Origin of the sequence: Pontibacter toksunensis (assembly GCF_042686245.1) — a bacterium.
GTDB lineage: Bacteria > Bacteroidota > Bacteroidia > Cytophagales > Hymenobacteraceae > Pontibacter > Pontibacter toksunensis.
The window spans coordinates 647,776-664,238 of sequence record NZ_JBHUOX010000001.1 but is presented as its reverse complement, the minus strand read 5'-3'; the positions used below and the strand labels follow the sequence as shown (position 1 = coordinate 664,238).

At 45.1% G+C, this 16,463-nt stretch carries 20 protein-coding genes; 9 read left to right on the top strand and 11 right to left on the bottom strand.

Annotation, left to right across the window (positions count from 1 at the left end; translation table 11 throughout):
• Nucleotides 1–5: 5 nt before the first annotated feature.
• From ACFS7Z_RS02875 to ACFS7Z_RS02855, 5 genes are all read right to left on the bottom strand, one after another.
• On the bottom strand, nt 6–800 hold the full coding sequence (locus ACFS7Z_RS02875; protein WP_377480584.1) for a metal ABC transporter ATP-binding protein: 795 nt from the start codon (nt 798–800) through the stop codon (nt 6–8).
• 12 nt (nt 801–812) lie between these two features.
• Entirely contained in the window at nt 813–1,742 is a 930-nt protein-coding gene (locus tag ACFS7Z_RS02870; RefSeq protein WP_377480581.1) for a metal ABC transporter solute-binding protein, Zn/Mn family, read from the bottom strand.
• A gap of 71 nt (nt 1,743–1,813) precedes the next feature.
• The gene (locus tag ACFS7Z_RS02865; protein WP_377480652.1) at nt 1,814–2,470 is read right to left on the bottom strand and encodes a metal-dependent transcriptional regulator; all 657 of its coding nucleotides are present in this window, start codon (nt 2,468–2,470) and stop codon (nt 1,814–1,816) included.
• 117 nt (nt 2,471–2,587) lie between these two features.
• A complete protein-coding gene (locus tag ACFS7Z_RS02860) occupies nt 2,588–3,586 on the bottom strand; it encodes a 3-oxoacyl-ACP synthase III family protein (protein WP_377480579.1) in 999 nt (332 codons plus the stop codon).
• 83 nt (nt 3,587–3,669) lie between these two features.
• Complete coding sequence (locus ACFS7Z_RS02855) at nt 3,670–4,797, bottom strand: glycosyltransferase (RefSeq protein ID WP_377480576.1); 1,128 nt, start codon at nt 4,795–4,797, stop codon at nt 3,670–3,672.
• 51 nt (nt 4,798–4,848) lie between these two features.
• Between ACFS7Z_RS02855 and ACFS7Z_RS02850 the strand changes: the two genes are divergently transcribed.
• Nucleotides 4,849–5,661, top strand: a complete 813-nt coding sequence (locus tag ACFS7Z_RS02850; RefSeq protein ID WP_377480574.1) for a 2,3,4,5-tetrahydropyridine-2,6-dicarboxylate N-succinyltransferase — start codon at nt 4,849–4,851, stop codon at nt 5,659–5,661.
• A gap of 211 nt (nt 5,662–5,872) precedes the next feature.
• On the opposite strand, the gene ACFS7Z_RS02845 is transcribed toward ACFS7Z_RS02850, so the two are convergent.
• Nucleotides 5,873–6,763, bottom strand: a complete 891-nt coding sequence (locus ACFS7Z_RS02845; protein WP_377480571.1) for a 3-hydroxybutyryl-CoA dehydrogenase — start codon at nt 6,761–6,763, stop codon at nt 5,873–5,875.
• Nucleotides 6,764–7,176: 413 nt separating this feature from the next.
• Here ACFS7Z_RS02845 and ACFS7Z_RS02840 point away from each other — a divergent pair, with 413 nt between their 5' ends.
• Together ACFS7Z_RS02840 and ACFS7Z_RS02835 are read left to right on the top strand one after the other, a co-directional pair.
• Nucleotides 7,177–7,329: a lmo0937 family membrane protein gene (locus ACFS7Z_RS02840; protein WP_377480568.1), complete on the top strand. Its 153-nt coding sequence runs from the start codon at nt 7,177–7,179 to the stop codon at nt 7,327–7,329.
• 75 nt (nt 7,330–7,404) lie between these two features.
• Nucleotides 7,405–7,554: a lmo0937 family membrane protein gene (locus ACFS7Z_RS02835; protein WP_377480564.1), complete on the top strand. Its 150-nt coding sequence runs from the start codon at nt 7,405–7,407 to the stop codon at nt 7,552–7,554.
• Between the two features lie 73 nt (nt 7,555–7,627).
• Here ACFS7Z_RS02835 and ACFS7Z_RS02830 read toward each other — a convergent pair whose 3' ends face one another.
• Together ACFS7Z_RS02830 and ACFS7Z_RS02825 are read right to left on the bottom strand one after the other, a co-directional pair.
• Nucleotides 7,628–8,335, bottom strand: a complete 708-nt coding sequence (locus ACFS7Z_RS02830; protein ID WP_377480560.1) for an SPOR domain-containing protein — start codon at nt 8,333–8,335, stop codon at nt 7,628–7,630.
• Between the two features lie 31 nt (nt 8,336–8,366).
• Complete coding sequence (locus tag ACFS7Z_RS02825; protein ID WP_377480557.1) at nt 8,367–9,992, bottom strand: ABC-F family ATP-binding cassette domain-containing protein; 1,626 nt, start codon at nt 9,990–9,992, stop codon at nt 8,367–8,369.
• 324 nt (nt 9,993–10,316) lie between these two features.
• On the opposite strand from ACFS7Z_RS02825, the gene ACFS7Z_RS02820 reads away from it, so the two are divergent.
• Nucleotides 10,317–10,802, top strand: coding sequence for a DUF4199 domain-containing protein (locus tag ACFS7Z_RS02820; RefSeq protein WP_377480554.1), 486 nt, complete (start codon nt 10,317–10,319; stop codon nt 10,800–10,802).
• A 54-nt stretch (nt 10,803–10,856) separates the two neighbouring features.
• Complete coding sequence (locus tag ACFS7Z_RS02815; protein ID WP_377480552.1) at nt 10,857–11,315, top strand: DUF4199 domain-containing protein; 459 nt, start codon at nt 10,857–10,859, stop codon at nt 11,313–11,315.
• An 87-nt stretch (nt 11,316–11,402) separates the two neighbouring features.
• Here the strand turns inward: ACFS7Z_RS02815 and ACFS7Z_RS02810 are convergent, their stop codons facing one another.
• Nucleotides 11,403–11,636, bottom strand: coding sequence for a hypothetical protein (locus ACFS7Z_RS02810; RefSeq protein WP_377480549.1), 234 nt, complete (start codon nt 11,634–11,636; stop codon nt 11,403–11,405).
• 316 nt (nt 11,637–11,952) lie between these two features.
• On the opposite strand from ACFS7Z_RS02810, the gene ACFS7Z_RS02805 reads away from it, so the two are divergent.
• Complete coding sequence (locus ACFS7Z_RS02805; protein ID WP_377480547.1) at nt 11,953–12,351, top strand: hypothetical protein; 399 nt, start codon at nt 11,953–11,955, stop codon at nt 12,349–12,351.
• 32 nt (nt 12,352–12,383) lie between these two features.
• Here ACFS7Z_RS02805 and ACFS7Z_RS02800 read toward each other — a convergent pair whose 3' ends face one another.
• The gene (locus ACFS7Z_RS02800) at nt 12,384–12,788 is read right to left on the bottom strand and encodes a hypothetical protein (RefSeq protein WP_377480544.1); all 405 of its coding nucleotides are present in this window, start codon (nt 12,786–12,788) and stop codon (nt 12,384–12,386) included.
• A 341-nt stretch (nt 12,789–13,129) separates the two neighbouring features.
• Between ACFS7Z_RS02800 and ACFS7Z_RS02795 the strand changes: the two genes are divergently transcribed.
• Nucleotides 13,130–13,945 (top strand): murein L,D-transpeptidase catalytic domain family protein, encoded by an 816-nt coding sequence (locus ACFS7Z_RS02795; RefSeq protein ID WP_377480541.1) that lies wholly within the window; start codon nt 13,130–13,132, stop codon nt 13,943–13,945.
• An 81-nt stretch (nt 13,946–14,026) separates the two neighbouring features.
• Here the strand turns inward: ACFS7Z_RS02795 and ACFS7Z_RS02790 are convergent, their stop codons facing one another.
• A complete protein-coding gene (locus ACFS7Z_RS02790) occupies nt 14,027–14,224 on the bottom strand; it encodes a hypothetical protein (RefSeq protein ID WP_377480538.1) in 198 nt (65 codons plus the stop codon).
• A 293-nt stretch (nt 14,225–14,517) separates the two neighbouring features.
• Here ACFS7Z_RS02790 and ACFS7Z_RS02785 point away from each other — a divergent pair, with 293 nt between their 5' ends.
• Together ACFS7Z_RS02785 and ACFS7Z_RS02780 are read left to right on the top strand one after the other, a co-directional pair.
• Nucleotides 14,518–15,327: a M48 family metalloprotease gene (locus tag ACFS7Z_RS02785; protein WP_377480535.1), complete on the top strand. Its 810-nt coding sequence runs from the start codon at nt 14,518–14,520 to the stop codon at nt 15,325–15,327.
• A 224-nt stretch (nt 15,328–15,551) separates the two neighbouring features.
• The gene (locus ACFS7Z_RS02780; protein WP_377480532.1) at nt 15,552–16,463 is read left to right on the top strand and encodes a diacylglycerol/lipid kinase family protein; all 912 of its coding nucleotides are present in this window, start codon (nt 15,552–15,554) and stop codon (nt 16,461–16,463) included.

The window sequence follows — 16,463 nt, the reverse complement described above, 5'->3', positions numbered from 1 at the left end:
CCGTATCAGCTTTTGACTTCTCTTGTGGGGAATTCCTGCTTCCGCAACAGGTCGCCTACCTTAGACAGCACCGTCAGTTTGCCACCGTACGTCTGCTCCAACAGTTCCTGTGTCAGGGCATGCTCAGTGGGCCCGGAGGCTACAAGGCGCATGTTCAGGAGCACTACCCAGTCAAAATATTCTGCAGCAGACTGCAGGTCGTGGTGCACCACGATGACGGTTTTGCCTTGTTCACGCATGATGCGGAGCAGATCAATAATAGCTGTTTCAGTGGCGATATCTACTCCTGCAAAGGGCTCATCCATGAAATATATGTCGGCGTTCTGTGCCAGTGCCCTTGCCAGGAAAACACGTTGCTGCTGCCCCCCCGAGAGTTGGGATATCTGGCGTGAGGCAAAGGACTCCATACCTACCTTTTGGAGTGCTTCCATGGCGGCTTCTTTGTCTGCTTTACGGGGGCGGCTGAAAAGCCCGAGTTTTCCATAGCGGCCCATCAGTACCACGTCAAAAACAGAAGCCGGGAAATCCCAGTCCACTGACTCCCGCTGCGGCACATAGCTGATACGTTTGCGCACCTCGTTTATCGGCTCACCAAATATGCGCACGTAGCCGCTGCCAGTTGGCAGCAGGTCCATCATTGCTTTAATCAAGGTAGATTTTCCGGCGCCATTTGGACCTATAACACCTACCAATGCTCCTGCCGGTAGAGTCAGGTCAATACCCCAGAGCACCGGCTTACGGTCGTAGCTGACAGTTAGGTCATGTACCTCTACTACCGGATTGTCTACTTGAAGTATCATGATAAATCGTAATTATTTTAAGGAAGATACAATTGTGTTCACGTTGTGCCGGACCATACCTGTAAATGTGCCTTCTGGTGTGCCCGCCTCTCCTAAGGCATCTGAGAATAAGGTGCCCCCGATTTTTAATGGGTGTCCTTTTTGTTCACTTCCAACTACTACCGCTTCTATGGCCTTGGGCGATACGGAAGACTCTACAAAAACAGCCTTCACCTGATTATCCACTATGAAATTGACCAGGGAAGACACATCTTGCAGGCCAAATTCCGACACAGTGGAAATACCCTGAAGCCCCCGCACCTCTATAGTATAGGCATCGCCAAAATAACCGAAGGCGTCATGTGCAGTAATCAGGATGCGCTGCTGCTCAGGTATGGAATGAATCTGCTGTGTCACCCACTGGTCAAGCTCCTTCAGTTCCTGTATATACGCCTGTGTGTTCTGCTGATAAATTGTGGCCCTGGAAGGATCTTTTTTTTGAAGTTCCTGGCTCAGGTGCTGTACTACCTGTTGCCACAGTTCCACATCAAACCATACGTGCGGGTCATGGCTGCTCTGGAACTGCGGAGATTGGCGCAGTGATGTTTTCGGTATGCCTGCCGTAGCTGTGACTATCGTTTTCTGGCGACTCAGTTTTTCCATCACTTCTCCCATCTTTCCCTCCAGGTGAAGCCCATTATATACCACAACATCAGCTTCTGTAAGCTTCTGCAGGTCTCCCTGTGTAGCCTTGTAAAGGTGCGGGTCCACGCCACTTCCCATAATAGAAACAACATCGGCCGCATCTCCCACAATGTGCTGCACCGCATCACCCAGAATGCTGGTGGTAGTAACCACTTTTAAACGTTCACTGGCTGGCAAAACCGCTTTACTGTCTGTTTGTGCACAGGCACCGAAAAAAAATGCGGTGAGCAGTAGTAGTAGGTGGTATGTCGCTTTCATTTGTGTTAGGATATTCCATGCATTCTTTTAGAAGCACTTTCAAGAGGCTTGCTTCTTTAAAATCTTTTTGCTCAGGCGGATAAAAAAATATTTTTTGTTACTTCACTTGAGAGCAACAGGTTCTTCTTATTCTCCAGTGTTATCTCGTAGGAGTTATCATATGCAATCCGGTCAATTACCTTTATTCTGGAGCCAAGTGAAATACCCATCTTATCCAGGTACTGCAGAAAAAGCGGCTGGGAATCATTTACGCCCACTACCACTCCGTCTTCATTTACATCCATCTCTGCCAGGAGACGCTGCTTTTTCTGTTTTATCTCACCGTTTTCTGTTGGAATCGGATCACCGTGCGGATCGAACCGGGGGTGACCCAAAAACTCATCGAGGCGCTGGGTGAGCAGGGGAGACCCTATATGCTCCAACTCCTCCGCAACGTCATGTACCTCGTCCCAGTTAAACTTTAGCTTTTCTACCAGGAACACCTCCCAGAGGCGGTGCTTCCGGATTACCTGCAATGCAACCCGTTCTCCTTCTTTCGTAAGCGACACACCCCGGTATTTTACATAATGCACCAGGTTTTTAGAGCTTAGCTTGCGGAGCATGTCTGTGACTGATGCGGCTTTAGTCTCCATCACTTCGGCAATGGCATTTGTGTTTACCTCCTGCGTTCCATTAGCAGAGAGTTTATAAATAGCCTTGATGTAATTTTCTTCAGTAAAGCTGTGCACGTGTCCAATTTTGAATGAATGAATGACTGAATTATGAATAGGTGGTTTTATGGTCAGTTTATTCTCTGTTTCCATGGTTCAATCATTCAAATTTCAGCCATTCAAGATTCTTCTTAACTACCATCGAATCAGGGCAGAGGCCCAGGTAAAGCCACTACCGAAAGCAGCCAGGCATACTAGGTCTCCTTCTTTTATGCGGCCTTCCTGTACAGCTTCGCTCAAGGCAATTGGCACAGAGGCAGCAGTTGTATTTCCATACTTATGGATGTTACTCATGACTTTTTCAGACGGCAGCCCCATTTTCTGCTGGATGTATGAGGTGATGCGCAGGTTCGCCTGGTGCGGCACCAGCATGTCTATGTCCTCCGGCCTGTACCCATTCTTATGCAGCGCCTCTTCTATTACCTCCGGAAATCTCGTTACTGCGTGTTTGAATACTGTGTTACCATTCATGTAAGGATAAATAGAGCCATTGTCTATCATCTCATGTGTCAGTCGCTCTTTTTTGTTTGTATCCGGGGCTAATACTGCCAGTTCTTCTGCAAACTCGCCATCAGAGTGCAGGTGCGTCGACAGGATTCCCTTGTCATTGCTTTCTGCTGGCGTTAGCACCACGGCACCGGCACCGTCTCCGAAAATAACCGATACGCCACGTCCACGTGTGGAGAAGTCAAGGCCGCTGGAGTGGATTTCGGCACCTACCACTAATATGGTATCATACATGCCTGTTTTAATAAACTGGTCACCAACAGACAGGGCATAAATAAAGCCGGAACATTGGTTACGCACGTCCAGCGCTGGTATTTCCTTAAGACCCAATTCCCGTTGCATGAGCACACCGGAGCCCGGGAAAACATAATCAGGGCTCAGGGTGGCAAAAATGATCATGTTTACCTCCTTTGCCTCAACGCCCGCATTTTTTAAGGCTCTTCGGGCAGCCTCCGCACCCATGTTTGCAGTTGTGTCTACACCTTCCTGAAAATATCGCCGCTCCACAATCCCTGTTCTTTCCCGGATCCAATCATCAGAGGTGTCCATTATTTTCTCCAGATCCTTGTTTGTTACCACGTTCTCAGGCACATAGTGGCCTACACCTGCAATTTTTGATTGACGCATATGTGTTCAATTAATTTAACAAATATAATAATTTAAAAATGATTTTAGGCAAGTCTAAAAATAAAATTAACCTACATTGGGTTTCAGGTTAATAAGGCCTTAAACAGCTCTAGTAGTTTTATCTCCTCACTCTCCCAAAATACGCCTGCAGGCACGCCGGGTTTGTAAAATTGTGTATTCCTGATTTTTTGGAGGAGCAGGACGGCATCCGGGTGGAGGTAATCGATTGAAACTCCGGCGTTATAGCGGAGCAGAAAATCCTGCCATAGCGGGTTATACTGCGTAATCATGGGCAAGGCATGCGCTGCATACTCGTAGAGCTTGGTTGGGATACAGCGAAAAGTACTTTCATTTGGTTGGTAAGGCAACAGCCCGACTTTACTCTCTTCTATAGCCTTTATAATTTGCTGGTGCGGTACCAGTCTGTCGCCTCCCACTAACGAAATAAAAGGTTTATCCTGTAGCTCGCGGAGTAACTGCTGGTGCGTTGTTTTGTCTGCGCAATAACCTATAACAGTCAGGGTAGTTTTGGCCTCCTGTTGGTGTAATTTAGCAGCGAGGGCAATGGCCTCAAAGACACCATATACCCGGCCAATGGTACCAGTATAAAGCAGGCGCAGGGGCTCGTGCTGTAGCTTAACAGGAGTAGCGGGCAGGATATATTCTACTGCTGGTTTGTACTTGTTTTCAATAACAGTGAATTTATCTCTTAAAAAAGGAAGCTCCTCTACATAATTCTGTTCAGCTACCAGAAAATGCGCAATCTGGCTGGATAACCCCCTTTCCATGCTTCTTAGTCCGATGGCCATCGCTTGTTTTAGCAGGGCCGGATAATTATCCTGTGCCCGTATATTCAGCGCGTAATTTTCCTGCACATCATAAACCAGTTTGCATCTGTGCCGCCGGCAGTAGAGCACGCTGGCGGGCAGCAGCTCATGTGTGCAGGAGACAATGATATCCGGCTGTAGCTTCTGCAGCAGCCGATAATAGCTGCGTTGTGCTTTGACCCTGTCCAGGGTGAGGCGACCGAAAGAAAAAGTCGGGTGAAAGAAAACAGACGCAGGAGCGCCAGTAGGAGTAGGGGCTGCAAAACCACATATGTGTACCTGCACCTCCGGAAGCTTGCTCAGCGAAACCCCTAGTTTCTCATACATGCGGGTGTCGTTAATTGGCTTCAGCAGGGAGGCAATCAGGATTCTCTTTTCAGACATCGCATAAATTTAATACTTTTACGCATCATTTTTAATTCAACCAAACGAGATATGGAGCTTAGACAAATAATAGAGCAGGCCTGGGAGAACCGGGAGTTACTAAAAGAAAATAATACTGTAGAAGCCATTCGGTCTGTAATCGAGGAACTTGACAAGGGCAGGCTACGTGTGGCAGAGCCGAAAGGAGAGGAGTGGCAGGTAAACGAGTGGGTGAAAAAGGCAGTATTACTGTACTTTCCCATCCAGCAGATGAAGACGATGGAGGTAGGCCCTTTTGAGTTTCATGACAAAATGGATTTGAAGCGCAACTATGAGCAGCTAGGTGTGCGTGTAGTGCCGCATGCAGTGGCTCGTTATGGTGCTTTCCTAGCCAGGGGTGTAGTGATGATGCCTTCTTATGTAAACATAGGTGCTTATGTAGACTCCGGAACAATGGTGGATACTTGGGCTACAGTAGGCAGTTGTGCGCAGGTGGGCAAAAATGTGCACTTGAGCGGCGGTGTTGGCCTGGGAGGCGTGCTGGAGCCAGTGCAGGCAGCCCCTGTGATTATAGAAGATGGTGCCTTTATTGGTTCAAGAAGCATTCTGGTGGAGGGTTGCCACATTGGAAAAGAAGCGGTGATTGGAGCAGGTGTTACCATCACCGGCAGCTCCAAGATAATTGATGTGACCAGCAGCGAAGAGAAAATCTACAAAGGGTATGTGCCGCCCCGCTCAGTGGTAATTCCGGGTTCCTATACTAAAAAGTTTCCCGCAGGTGAGTTTCAGGTCCCATGCGCCCTAATCATTGGCCAGCGCAAGGAAAGCACCGATCTGAAGACTTCATTAAATGATGTACTGCGCGACCATGCAGTAGCGGTGTAGGTTTGTTGTTCGATAAAAAAGCGTCCTCTGCTGTTGATACGGCAGAGGACGCTTTTGTTTTTCTGTATCAGGATTTTCAGGATTAGTAGAAATGGACAGGACTAGGATTGAAGAATACTTTATTTGCTACTATTTGTCCTGCCACTTACGTCCATCTCGATTTTCAATCCTTAAACTCATGATAAATCCTGAAAATCCTGGTGCAGAAAAATTACTTCTTAAACCTATCTGCCACCACTAATTCTTTTGTGCCATGGCTCCAGGAGTAAAACCCGTTGCCAGACTTAATGCCTTTGTGGCCGGCCTGTACCATATTCACTAGCAACGGGCATGGCGCATATTTCGGGTTGCCAAAGCCATCGTGCAGCACATTCAGGATAGACAGGCATACATCCAGCCCAATAAAGTCAGCCAGTTGAAGCGGCCCCATTGGGTGCGCCATTCCTAACTTCATGATAGTGTCTATTTCCTCTACTCCGGCCACTCCTTCATACAGGCTGTAGATAGCCTCGTTTATCATTGGCATCAGGATTCGGTTGGCTACAAACCCAGGATAATCGTTTGCCTCTGCCGGTACTTTGCCCAGCTGCTTCGATAGTTCTACTATCCTTGTAGTTACCTCATCAGATGTAGAGTAACCTCTTATTACCTCTACCAGCTTCATCACCGGTACAGGGTTCATAAAATGCATCCCAATTACTTTGTCAGGGCGATCTGTTACCGATGCGATTTTAGTGATAGAGATAGAAGAAGTGTTGGAAGCAAGTATAGCCTCAGGCTTTGTGAATGAGCTGAGGTCGCGGAAGATTTTGAGCTTTAGATCAGAGTTTTCTGTGGCGGCTTCCACAACCAAGTCAACCTCCTCCACACCTTCCTGCATGCTGGTATAAGTGGTGATGTTTTGAAGTGTCTGGTTTTTTTGCTTTTCCGTCAGGTTCCCTTTTGAAATAATGCGGTCCAGGTTTTTGCTGATTGTACCGACTGCCTTTTGCAGCGCCTCCTCAGAAATATCTATAAGTGAAACAGGAAAGCCATTTTGTGCGAATACATGTGCGATACCGTTCCCCATGGTGCCTGATCCAATAACTGCAACTTTTTTCATACTGCTCTATGTAAGTAGATTTGGTTATATACAAAGCTAAAAGAAAAGGAGCTAATCTTCTGCTAAGGCTTCCGCTTCTTTAAATTCTTAAATAAAACTTTAGCACAAGCCGACTTTAGCTTTGTATGAATTTAGAATTATGAATAGAACTTTATTTAAGTAGTCAGAATTTTTTTTAAAGCGTTTGTAAATCGTAAGTATCTGAATACAAAAGTAATAAGTATGAAATCAACTGTATTTGATTATCTTGTGATTTATTAATTATAGAGCATAATTGAAAATTACTAATCTTTTATATAGGAGGACCGTAAAAAGCCTTAATTATTTAAAAATACAATAAAGGCAGACTTCCAACTAAGGTTAAAATAGTTAAGGCAGGCAGTCGGCTCAAATAAAAAACTGAAAAAGGAACAATGGGAAATTTACTTTATTTAATAGCTGTAGTACTTGTGATTTTCTGGCTGATAGGTTTTCTGGGATTCTCAGATTCCGTTGGCGGTATTATACACGTACTATTAGTGCTAGCAGTAATTGCTGTTATACTGCGTTTAATACGTAGTGCTTAACTTGTATAAACATAATGCGTATTATAACATGAATACGAAATATTTGAACACACAAAACTAAAAACAAATAAAACTATGGGAAATCTATTGTATATTATAGCAGTGGTATTAGTGATTGTATGGCTGATTGGATTCTTAGGATTCCCTGATGCTGTAGGCGGACTTATCCACATACTTCTTGTAATTGCAATCATTGTGGTACTATTAAGACTCATAAGAGGCTGATAAACCATTTACTACATAAAAAAGCGGCTGCCTTAATTAAGGCAGCCGCTTTTTTATGTAGTACTTTTCAAGGTCACCTGCTGGTGAAAGGAATATTGAAACCTACCCTGAATACCGGGTTGTTATAAGGGTTTCCTCTTTCCTGGTCATTCACGTTGTACAGCAGCAGCATGTCAACAGATGCTTTGTCGCTGATGCGTTGCCTGTAGCCGACACCTACAAGGGGAAGAGTGATATTTGTGGTGAAAAGGTCTCCTCTGTCTTCATACTTCGTGTTCAGAAACTCTACTTCCGCGTGACCCAGTATAGCGCCTTCTCCTATATTGAATAGCTCTAACTGCGTGAAGGCACGGGCCCCATAACTGCTATACGAAAAGCTCCCAAACTTCGAGAAGTGATATACACCTCCTACACCCAAGCTGAATTTATCTGTTAACCTGTAGCCGAGTATAGGCAGCAGGGATATATTGGTGAAGGTGCCAAACTGCAATCCAAAGCTGCCTCCCGTATACATGCGATCGATGGGACGAAGTGCCTGCTCCGCGATAGGTTCCTGTCTGGCAGAAGATGGCATCCTCGCCGGCTGCTGCTCTGGTCTTGGCTGCTCGGTGGGCTTTGGTTCCCGCCGCTCCGTTGGCATAGGAGGCCCTGTAGGCAACACAGGCTTGCTTGGCTGGGTTGTATCCGGCTCTACCTGCGCCTGCGCAATAGTGCCGGAGAAAAACAAAAACAGCAGCGTGAGGAGGAAGGAATAAATAAGGCGCTGATTATTCTTTAACATAGGCTGGTTCAGAGATTATCAAGAAAATATTTTAGACCATTTCTGTGGCATACATCTTCTTTCGCAACTCTCTGATGGTGTCATCAGATAAATACTCTTCATAAGACATGCGCTTGTCAATGATGCCGTTAGGCGTCAGCTCCAGAATCCTGTTAGCGATGGTATCCACAAATTGTAAGTCATGAGAGGAAAAAAGGATGGTGCCGTCAAAGTCTCTCAATGCATTGTTGAGGGCAGTAATTGACTCCAGGTCCAGGTGGTTGGTCGGTTCATCAAACACCAGTACGTTACCGGACTGAAGCATCATGCGTGAGAACATGCAGCGTACTTTCTCACCACCCGACAGCACATCAGCTTTTTTCAGTGACTCTTCTCCTGAGAACAGCATTCGGCCCAGGAAGCCACGGATAAAACTCTCGTCTTTCTCTGTAGAGAACTGCCGAAGCCAATCCACCAGGTTCAGGTCCGTATCAAAAAATTCTGCATTGTCTTTAGGGAAAAAAGAAGCTGTGATAGTGGTTCCCCAGGTATAGGTTCCGGTATCAGGTTTTTCCTCGCTCATAATGACTTTAAAGAAAGTAGAAGCAGCAATATCATTCCGGCCGATTACCGCGATCTTATCGCCTTTGTTCACCATCAGGTTCACATCACTGAAGATAGGCACACCATCAATGGACTTGCTCATGTTCTCTACATTCAGCAATTGGTTACCAGCTTCACGCTCCGGCTTGAAAGCAATGTATGGGTACTTTCGTGACGACGGCTTGATGTCATCCACCGTCAGTTTCTCCAGCAGTTTGGCACGGGAAGTAGCCTGCTTCGACTTGGAGGCGTTGGCACTGAAGCGGCGGATAAACTCCTCCAGTTCTTTACGCTTATCTTCTGTCTTCTTGTTGGCGTCAGAGCGCTGCTTCAGTGCTAGTTGGCTGGACTGGTACCAGAAGGAATAGTTACCGGCGTATAGCTGAATTTTACCAAAGTCGATATCTGCTACATGCGTACACACTGAATCCAGGAAGTGACGGTCGTGAGAGACTACTATGACAGTGTTAGGGAAACTGTCGAGGAAGTTTTCCAGCCATATAATGGATTCAGCATCCAGGTGGTTGGTAGGCTCATCGAGTAGCAGGATATCCGGGTTACCAAACAGGGCCTGAGCCAGCAACACACGAACTTTCTCGCTACCGCTCAAGTCTTTCATCAACGAGTAGTGCAGGCTTTCGCTAATACCAAGGCCACTCAGCAATTCAGCTGCCTCATACTCTGCATTCCAGCCTTCAAGGTCAGCAAACTCGCCTTCTAATTCAGCAGCCCGCAGTCCGTCAGCCTCAGAGAAATCAGGCTTCGCGTAAATAACATCTTTCTCCTGCATTATCTCATACAGGCGCTTGTGGCCAATAATAACTGTTTGCAGCACCTGTTCTTCGTCATACTCAAACTGGTTCTGCTTCAGTACAGCCAGGCGGGCGTTGGCCGGAATCTCGACCGTACCTGTGTTTGGGTCTATATCTCCGGAAAGTATCTTCAGAAAAGTAGATTTACCGGCACCGTTGGCACCAATCAGGCCATAGCAGTTACCGGGAACAAACTTTATCGTTACATCTTCAAATAATGTGCGCTTGCCGTAAGCCAAGCTGACATTGTTCGTACTGATCATAAAATTTATGTAAGAATATGAAAATTTGATTTGCCTGCAAAGCTACGAAATTAAAGTATGGTTTGGCACCTGATACCTTCATCACGGCTAGATTATGCTTTACATTAAGCACTATGCATGTGTTTCAGATTCAGGGGCTTGAGCTCCTCGAATTAAAAAACATCCCGCAAAGCACAACGCCATGCCTCTTTCTTTAGTATATAGTTTTAGTAATATACAGATAGCGAGCAAGATAGGATGCACTTATCGCTTTGCATCATAAAGTATTAACCATTTGCACGGCTAATCTGTTCATTATAAACGAACAATTGATTCATCTTAATTATGGAACATAAAATGGCTTCTTCTGACGTATCTTATCAAAATGTGGCAGTAAAATATGGTATTCTGGTAGGGATAGTGCACATTGTTTTCTTTCTGGTTATGTGGGCGCTTGGGCTACTTGAAATTATAGAACTGTCCTTTTTAAGCGGCATATTCCTTGTGATAGGCATTGTGGTAGCAATATCCAGCTATAAGCGGGTTAGGAGGGGTGGAATCCGGTATCTAGAAGGGTTTGGCATCGGTGCTACAGTTGGTGCGGTATCTTCTGCGATTTTAGCGCTTTTTTTAATGGTTTTCCTTGGAACACTCAGAACAGGGTACCTGGAGAACCTGCAGGCAAGTGGGCTTTTCCCTGAGAGTCTTACCTTGCTATCGCTTTTTGTGCTCACGATTCTGTATGGTACCATTCCTGGAGCTTTAATTGCCTTTATCGCCATGCAGTGGTTCAAGCGGAGGGACCACAATACCATGCCGGGGCAGGATTAACGCCTGCTTCCATTTAACGCCACAACCAGTATACACCCTACCATTAACAAAATTATGGAAAAAATAGGCCTGAAGTATGGTTTGTTAACAGCTGCCGGCTTAATCCTTTACTTTTTTTTGATGAAGCTGTTAGGGCTTATCCATATAACGGAACTCCGCTTCCTGAATGGTGTTATTATGGCAATAGGTGTTGTAATGGCCATTAGGTCTTATAAAATAGTCTCTGCCGGTGAAATCGGTTATTTTAAGGGACTCGGAACCGGTGTGATTACGGCTGTTGTAGGAACGGTGCTTTTTGCTTCCTTCATGGTTGCTTATGTGACTATAGCAGGAGCTGAAATGATAGAGATGCTAACGTCAGAGCGGTATTTTGGTGAAAGGGTGGAGTCTACTCCGGGAGTTGTAATTTTTTCAGTGCTGATGCTGGAAGGTCTTATATCTGGTTTCCTGATTTCATTCATTGCGATGCAATACTTTAAAAGAGATGACTTCAAAAGCCCCAACAGCCCATAGCGTCTGGGTTTGGCTTGAAAGCACAATAATCTAAAAGAAAGCCGGCGGCATAACTAATGCAGCCGGATTTCTTTTATCAGGAATAATTCACTTTATAATGTGGTCGGGCCTCTGAATTATCTGTACTACAACCTCATGCACATCACCCTCTTTGTCCTCTAATCTGTATATAACCATTGGGTTGTCAGCGTCTAAAACAGATTCTATTTCAATTACACGCTCACCTTCATCCAGTTTTCCTTCCAGCTGTGGTGTTAGTTCTTCCAATGCCTGTGCAAATTTAACTTCAAGTGGGCTTGGGTTATAGTACGTAGTTTTCATGTTTCTTTTTATGATACAAAACTTCCTCTTCAGGTATTCTGTGGTTCCAATTTTCAAATTTTCAAAATAGTATTTTATATATAAGTATACCCCTTAGAAATGCTATTGTTGCACATTGGAATAGATACTTAAATAAATTTGCGGAGAAATGTTTAATAAGGATAATTAATTTAGCTAGTGAATCTGTTATTTATATTTTATATATAAATAATATTAAATATATGAATTATCAATCAACTTGTTTCTCCTTTTTTCGTTAAAGACCAAAGTTAATATAAGAAGTTGTTGATGATGTAGTTTAACCAAAGGGAGAGATATGAAAAACATTTTACTTATACTATTTTTTATGGCACTTGGCACCGCAGGTTTTGCACAGGCCTTGAAGGTTACAGATGATAACCTGGATAAGGTGGTGCTTGCAGTTGATCTGGATGGTGTTGGTATGGCTAACCTGGAAATGAAGCAGGAACTGAACCTTTCAGAAGAACAATTCACTAAAGTGGAACAAGCCAACCAGCAGCGGTTTCAAAAACTAATAGAGGCAGAGCATATGTATGCTGCCAATGATGTACTTCGCTCAAGCTCGCTGCGAAAAATACATATTTCAAGTGATCAGAAACTGAAAGAAGTACTAAGTGAACAGCAGATGCGCCAATTCCTGGAACTGGAAGGCCGTTTTCATATGCAGCTAATTACTGAAAACGAGGCAGAGTAAACTGTAACTTTATAACGCAGCAAAGCCCGGGTTTACTCGGGCTTTGCTGCGTTTATAGGCTCATGGTATGTTACCTCCGATACTTTACCCAATGAATTGATTCGTACTTCAACGCGATTTGCCTCAGATAACTTCGACCTGTCGGAGCATTGCCCTCCCGGCTCTACATAGTAGAAGTAGATACGCTGGCTGCGTTCCAGCAGTTCCTCACTATCTGGCTTTCCTAACAAGTTGCGGAGCACATACTCTTTCTTGCCGTAGAGATCTTTCCTTATCTTTTCAAAATCATTTACCAGTTCTCCACGTTTGCCTCCACAGGCATAGCGATCTTCTTTCCAGGAATCACTGTCAAAATCTTTCAGGCTTTCGGGTGTACCACAGGCATGCAGCAGCCCTACCACAATTACTCCCTGTAATATAAATAAGCGTTTTAGCATAGTTTTGTATTGACACATAAAGTTGCAGCCTCAATCTTTGCCACACAAGCATAACTTCAAAAAAACAGAATTGTTGGCTTCTGCAGGAGAGGGAGCATTCAAAAGGAGAGGGAGCATTCAAAAGGAGAGGGAGCATTCAAAAGGAGAGGGAGCATTCAAAAGGAGAGGGAGCATTCAAAGTAAAATATTCTGCCGCGTTTAAACGTTTGATAAATTGGAATGTATCAGCTATTTTAGTGAAGCAGCAGCTATTATTTTGCAATATGTTCAGGTGAAAGGAACAATTTGCTTCTGCTTGCCTGTTGCAAAGCGTACTGTACCAACTGAAGCCAAAGAAACCTATGTTAAGAGTAACCCTAACTTCGTTAGCCCTCGGCCTTTTGTCCTTTACCTCTCCCGTAGCCACTTCCAACGACTTTGCGTCGGAAACTGCCCTTGAAATTTCGGAGACAGCCCTTACCCGTAACGCTACCATCACCTTTGCGGAAAAGCAGGCTGCTTTTGATGATCATCTTCTGAGCATTTACAACGAAGCAGAATTAAAAAGCAAGGGGCTTTCTTACGAAGTGTATCAGAAAGCAATGATAGGGTTTCACAACTTCAAGCAGAAGGGATTAGTGTCACCTGCTAAATCTGTGCTGACAGTAATCGACTTCACCAAATCCAGCAGAGAGAAACGCCTTTGGATTATCGACCTGAATGCTAAGAAAATACTTTTCAATACAGTTGTGGCGCACGGCCGCAATACCGGCCAAGACAAAGCTGTGAAATTCTCTAACACACCCAACTCTTACATGAGCAGCCTAGGTTTTTACTTAACTGATGCTACTTACTTTGGCAAGCATGGCCTTTCGCTTCGATTAAGCGGCAAGGATAATGATTTTAACTCAAATGCCATGGCCCGTGCCATTGTCATGCATGGGGCTGATTACGCAACTCCTGCTTTTGCCCGGCAGCATGGCCGCCTGGGTAGGAGCCTCGGATGCCCTGCAGTGCCTCAGGAACTGTCTAAGGACATTATCATGGCCATCAAAGATAAAACGGTAATGTACATTCACGGAAACGATAAAAAATATTCTTCAGATTACCTGAACTCAACACTTGCTATAGAGGCCTTTGCTCATGAAGCTTTTGAGAGTACTGTTGCTACTTTATAAAAGTGAATCCTTTTAAATAAGAAAAGCCCCTGCTGAGTTCAGCAGGGGCTTTTCTTATTTAAAAGGATTCATCAACTTATCTTATGGCGTGTCTGTATCTTTTATGGTCTTCACCAGGTTGATACCTGAAAAGAAAAAAATCAAGCCTATCACAAAAGGTACGGCAGATGAGAATTTACCTACCATGGCTCCGTCTCCTCCCATCAGGAAGGCATAGGCTCCCCATATGATGCCAATAATACCCAAAATGGTCAGCACAGCACCGAATGTTCGCTTCATGTTCATTTTATCACATTCAAGATTTAAGATACACTGCCAACTGTGCAGTTTTGCAATATTATTACGATAGTCCTATTAAAAGGGTATATTTAGCTGTATTTGATGCGTTGAGTACAATGCAGGATTCCTCAAGTATAACTTGTTTTGAGGTGTGCTGCGAATGTTACTGATAGAATGATGGCTTAAAGTTTCTGGTTTGCCTGCTTTGCAACTACTTCCTTGCATGTGCCGTTCTCTCTCTCATACTATAAAGAATTTGTATGCTCTATTATGCCTTTTAAAGAAATGAAGCGATGGGAGGAATCATCAAATTTATAATAGCCCTACTTGTGGCAGCTGTGTCGCTGGTAACATATTGGTGTAACACACAGGAAAATGAATTTACAGGCGAAAAGCAGCATGTAGACATGACTGTGGAACAGGAAATAGCCCTTGGACTGCAGGCAGCACCCCAGATGGCCGACCAATATGGTGGCTTGCACCCGGACAGAGAAGCGGCGCAGGCGGTAAAGGATATCGGTCACCAACTGATACAGAACTCCAGGATAAGCAATTCCCCTTATGAATTTGATTTCCATTTGTTGGCTGATGAAGAAACCGTTAATGCTTTTGCCTTGCCAGGAGGACAGATTTTTATTACCGGCGGAATGCTGAAAAGGCTGAACTCGGAGGGCCAGTTAGCTGGAGTGCTGGGGCACGAAATCGGGCACGTAGTAGCGAGGCACTCTGCTGAGCAGTTGGCTAAAGCAAAACTGACGCAGGACCTGACAGGTGCCGCCGCCATTGCCACTTACGACCCGGGAAACCCCGCCAGCAGGGGAGGAGCCGTGGTGGCAGCTATGGTAGGCAAACTACTTAATATGAGCTATGGCCGTGAGGACGAGCTGGAGTCAGACAGGCTTGCGGTACAGTTAACAGGCTCCGCTGGCTATGACCCACGTGCTATGATGGAGGTGATGCGCATATTAGAGGAAGCGAGTGGCGGGGCAGGTGGCCCGGAGTTTATGCAAACGCACCCAAACCCAGGCAACCGCATCAGTAAAATTGAGCAGGCCATACAAGAAGAGTACCCAGAGGGGGTGCCGGAAGGCCTGAAACAGTAATGAACTTCAGCAAATAATTAAACAGGCTGTATCTCCCGTTTTACCTGCTTTACCTGATACATTCCTGATGCAGTCTTTTGTCACGCTTGAAGTTTAAAGGCAGGTTAGGTAACCAATGAGAACAGGTACATCTGTTCTATGCCACAGGTTCTTATATTATAGAATACTTTCCCTGACATTTTCCGTATCAAGAGGCAGGTATAACATGCACAACACCCAATGCAATGGAAATAAAAAAGCTCAAGAACCTGCTCTTCGTCATAAATCCTATTGCCGGAGATATAGATAAAGATGAGCTACAGGAGGAAATTATAACGATTTGCAACGAACACAACGTGGCCTATGACATCTACCGGACAACTGGTGAGAAAGATAAGGAGGTTGTAAAAGCCTTACTGGCAAAGAACCAGTATGATGGTGTTTTTACTGCCGGAGGAGACGGAACAGTGAGTATAGTTGCTTCGCTGCTGATTGAAACAGACACTCCCCTGGGCATTATTCCGCTTGGCTCGGGCAATGGCCTGTCTAAGGACCTTGGTATTCCTCAGGATACAGAAGAGGCGCTGGAACTGATTCACCAGAACATTATCCGGAACATTGACACCGTTACCTTAAACGGGCACCCTTCCATCCACCTGAGTGATCTTGGTTTTAATGCGCTTGTTGTAAAAGGCTTTTGTGAAGGCGGAACACGCGGTCCGGGTGCTTACGCCCGTGTTGCACTGCAGGAATACCTTGGATATGAGTCTAAAGTATATCGGATAGAAACGGATTTAGAGACGTTTGAGGGCAAGGCTTTTATGGTGACCATTGCCAATGCTAATGCCTTCGGAAGCAATGCCAGTATCAACCCGAACGGAGTCCTAAACGATGGACGCTTTGAAATCTGCCTGATAGAGCCTTTCCCGAAAGCAGCAGGTATAGCCATCCTTTATAAACTGTATACCGACAGTATTGACACCTCCGTATATACACGCCGCCTTTCCTGTAAGACAGCTACTATCTATAACCTGGAGCATGAAGTGCTGCACATAGACGGGGAGCCCATTGACCTTGGAGAGAAAATTGAAGTGCAGATGCACCCTAAGAGCCTGAAAGTTATTTTGCCGGAGTACCAAGATGATGCGGAACTTTAA